Source organism: Methylobacterium sp. WL12 (assembly GCF_008039475.1).
Classification (GTDB): domain Bacteria; phylum Pseudomonadota; class Alphaproteobacteria; order Rhizobiales; family Beijerinckiaceae; genus Methylobacterium; species Methylobacterium cerastii.
Genome location: NZ_VRUW01000180.1, coordinates 1 through 2,848, shown reverse-complemented (window position 1 = coordinate 2,848; position 2,848 = coordinate 1). Strand labels below are relative to the sequence as shown.

At 63.6% G+C, this 2,848-nt stretch carries 6 protein-coding genes; 3 read left to right on the top strand and 3 right to left on the bottom strand.

Annotation, left to right across the window (positions count from 1 at the left end; all coding sequences use genetic code 11):
• Both FV226_RS28850 and FV226_RS27220 read left to right on the top strand, forming a co-directional pair.
• Positions 1-496: hypothetical protein (locus FV226_RS28850; protein WP_246691753.1), on the top strand; the 496-nt coding region annotated here is incomplete at its 5' end.
• Positions 493-990 (top strand): hypothetical protein, encoded by a 498-nt coding sequence (locus FV226_RS27220; RefSeq protein WP_246691752.1) that lies wholly within the window; start codon positions 493-495, stop codon positions 988-990. The genes FV226_RS28850 and FV226_RS27220, both read left to right, overlap by 4 nt.
• Before the next feature lie 68 nt (positions 991-1,058).
• On the opposite strand, the gene FV226_RS27215 is transcribed toward FV226_RS27220, so the two are convergent.
• The 3 genes from FV226_RS27215 to FV226_RS27205 form a co-directional block, all read right to left on the bottom strand.
• Complete coding sequence (locus FV226_RS27215) at positions 1,059-1,367, bottom strand: DUF1488 family protein (protein ID WP_147765368.1); 309 nt, start codon at positions 1,365-1,367, stop codon at positions 1,059-1,061.
• Positions 1,368-1,462: 95 nt separating this feature from the next.
• A complete protein-coding gene (locus tag FV226_RS27210) occupies positions 1,463-1,813 on the bottom strand; it encodes a hypothetical protein (RefSeq protein ID WP_147765367.1) in 351 nt (116 codons plus the stop codon).
• A 327-nt stretch (positions 1,814-2,140) separates the two neighbouring features.
• Positions 2,141-2,407 carry a hypothetical protein gene (locus FV226_RS27205; RefSeq protein WP_147765366.1) on the bottom strand — a complete coding sequence of 89 codons (267 nt, stop codon included), beginning with the start codon at positions 2,405-2,407 and terminating at the stop codon, positions 2,141-2,143.
• A gap of 143 nt (positions 2,408-2,550) precedes the next feature.
• Between FV226_RS27205 and FV226_RS27200 the strand changes: the two genes are divergently transcribed.
• Positions 2,551-2,757 (top strand): hypothetical protein, encoded by a 207-nt coding sequence (locus FV226_RS27200; protein ID WP_147765365.1) that lies wholly within the window; start codon positions 2,551-2,553, stop codon positions 2,755-2,757.
• Positions 2,758-2,848 lie beyond the last annotated feature (91 nt).

The window sequence follows — 2,848 nt, the reverse complement described above, 5'->3', positions numbered from 1 at the left end:
ATATACTTACGCGGGAAATGAGGGGTCGCAGGCTCGCCCACCCGCGCTTTCGCGCAACGACCTTGCGGAAGTTGCGGAAGCTGCGGAAATTTCACTAAGTTACTCAGAACAAAAGGAATTGGCTAAATTCGAGGTTGCGGAAGTTTTTGGCGAAGGGCTGCGGAAGTGGCGCTCTGCCTTCGCGGCGTTGTCTCCCGACCGCATCCCCTGCCCCGGCTACACCGCTACCGGCTGGGCTTCGGTTCACGCTCGCGCCCTCGCCTTCCTCGACACCTTCGGGGATCAGGCCGAGGCATTGGGCTGGACCACGCCTCGCTTGTTCGGGGTCCACGCAGAAATCGGCATCATCCGCACGGATGCCTGTGGCGGCCTCGTCCTGCCGATCGGAGGCCCCGTCCGCGCTATCACGGCAGCGACTATCTCCTTCGGACACCTGACCCACCGCGAGATGCCCGGTCGGCCGCAGGGCATTCCGATCTGGGATTTCGGCCGATGATCCCGACCCACGACCGTCTTCTCGCCGCCGTCCGCGCCATCGAAGCCCGCGCGGTTCGCGATGCCGCCGAGATGACCGCCGGGGGCGCTCAGACCCTCACCATCGCCGCTGCCATAGAATGCCACCTGGAGAGAACCGCTATGAAGCGTCCCCTCACCACCAGCTTCGCATCGCCGCCGCCTGGGCAGCCTCAGGAGCTAAAGGCTGAACCTGCTGAGGCATCGCCACTGCTAACGACCTGGCGCGAGACAGCACCCATCGTGGCCGCCTTGGGAGCCATCCTGACGGCGATGGAGAGTGGGCCGAAGGTTGGGCCTGCCGTGAAGGCGTACCGCTCGGCTATCCGTCGCCACGGTCAGGATGCGGCCGCCATAGGCGGGTCCGACGCGATGGAGGCGGTACTGCGCCAGGTCGTCGAGGCCGCTCCGGATCAGGCTGGGCGCGAGGGTGCCCTTGCGGAGGCGTGGGCCGGTCTGCCGGGATGGCGCACATGACGCCCACCATCGCAAGCCTACTCGCTGCGTCGTCGGACCCTTCAGCCCTCCGGCAGCCAGCTGTTGTGTCAGTTCAGTTCGTCCGACGCATTGGCTCTCGAACCCGGCGCGGAAAAATCCTCAAATGTCATCCGCAGATGCTCGGCGGGTTCCGAAAGCCGCTCATAAGTCTGCTTTGCCGTTCCCTCGATCACGTCACGATGCGACTCAAAGAACTCGACGGGACCAAGCCTGGTCGCACCGAATTCTGCATGCATCACGTCGACTGGGATCTCGACGTGGATCACCTTCCCGTCCTCGATCATCTCGAAGGCCACGATGTTCGGGTCAGCGTCCGAGATGCGGGCTTGCTGATCGGAATGCTTTTCGAGGGCCATGGAACGGTGTCCGGCTGGCAACGACTGATCGCCGTCGCACAGAGCCTTGAACTAGCGTTTGATGACGCCGCTGACAGACGGCGCAAGCGTGCTCGTCACCATCCCAGCCCAAGCGCTCGGGTGTCCTCACTTGGCTCGGCTGACCGTAGGTTCTCGATCAACACCACCAAGGCCCCGAGCGCTGTCGCGCGCTGCTCGGCCACCCGGCCGTTTTTCGTATCGAGAGCAGCTGCAAAGAGGTTGGATGCTGCAACAGCCACTTCGAGCGCCGAGCCGAGCGCCGGCAAGACAACGACGCGGCGTTTCAGGCTCGCAGCTGTGCTGGACGTGGCAGACGCCATCATCCCATGCATGCCAGGTGAGGCTGTTTCGACCGCACTCACCCACGGCCTCATCACCGTCGCGAGCAGCGGTTCAAGGCCAGCTCCCTCCAGAATACCAGCCATTCTACGCCCCTACCCGTCTCCGGTCGCAATCATGTCTGCGCCCGAGCACGGGACACTGACACGCTTGAGGCTGCGAGCGCCATGGAGGGCCTACCGATGACCCCATGGGAGAGCCTTGCCCCTATTCAGGTTCGGCCAACCGCGCACACGAAAACGGCAGGGCTTTCGCCCTGCCGCACAAACCCGATGTTGTTCCCAGTTCCGCCGTCAGAAGCCGACCATGGCACCTGCCGTCCCAATGACGGTGACGATGAGGCCGACCGCGAAGGCCCCGATCATCATGTAGCTGAAGGGTTTCAGTTTCATGCCTGCGAACCTACCAGCCGATCAGCAGCGGTTTCCGCCGGTGGTCTGGCCGTACTGCTTGACCGGGAAGTTCTGCTGGTTGGCGTTGCCCTCAGCGGCCGAACTCAGGGGGCAAGTGGCCGGGTCAAGGTGGAAGCCACCTTCGTACCTATTGAACGAACCGGTCGTCTTCACATCGTACGGCGCAAAGCCGGTGTAGCGGGAGGGGCTGTCGTAAGCCATCGCGGACGAGATCGGAGCAACGCCAAGGACAAGAGCGGTGGCGATGACGGCGATACGGGTCTTCATGTTGATGACTTAGCTCCTTTGCAGGACAAACCCTGGTTCGGGTTCGTTTCTTTCTGCATGAGACTAAGATGGGGCATCAGGTTCATTCTTGACGTGACGCTGCGCACGCGTCGTGGCGGATTAAAATATCTTGGAGTAAGGCCATGAACGCCCGCGAGACCGCCGCCTTCGCCGCCGGCATCCAGGCCGCACGCCAAGCCGCCATGACAGCCGCCGTAACCATTGAGACGCGCGATGATGCCCGCGAGGTTCGCCAGCAGGCCGCCGCCGCTGCCCTTCACGGTCTCGCAGCCGGGCTCAAGGTTGCGTTTCTCGATCCGCCGCAGTCTGCCCCCGGAGACGCGCCATGAACATCACCGCCCGTTTCGGCTCTGCGCTACTCGCCTGCGCTACCCCTGCCCGACCTGCCCCGCCCAAGCCACAACACCCGATCCTCAACGA

Coding starts and splice junctions, on each gene's coding strand:
- FV226_RS27220 (WP_246691752.1), top strand. CDS start 493: ATGATCCCGACCCACGACCGTCTTCTCGCCGCCGTCCGCGCCATCGAA.
- FV226_RS27215 (WP_147765368.1), bottom strand. CDS start 1,367: ATGGCCCTCGAAAAGCATTCCGATCAGCAAGCCCGCATCTCGGACGCT.
- FV226_RS27210 (WP_147765367.1), bottom strand. CDS start 1,813: ATGGCTGGTATTCTGGAGGGAGCTGGCCTTGAACCGCTGCTCGCGACG.
- FV226_RS27205 (WP_147765366.1), bottom strand. CDS start 2,407: ATGAAGACCCGTATCGCCGTCATCGCCACCGCTCTTGTCCTTGGCGTT.
- FV226_RS27200 (WP_147765365.1), top strand. CDS start 2,551: ATGAACGCCCGCGAGACCGCCGCCTTCGCCGCCGGCATCCAGGCCGCA.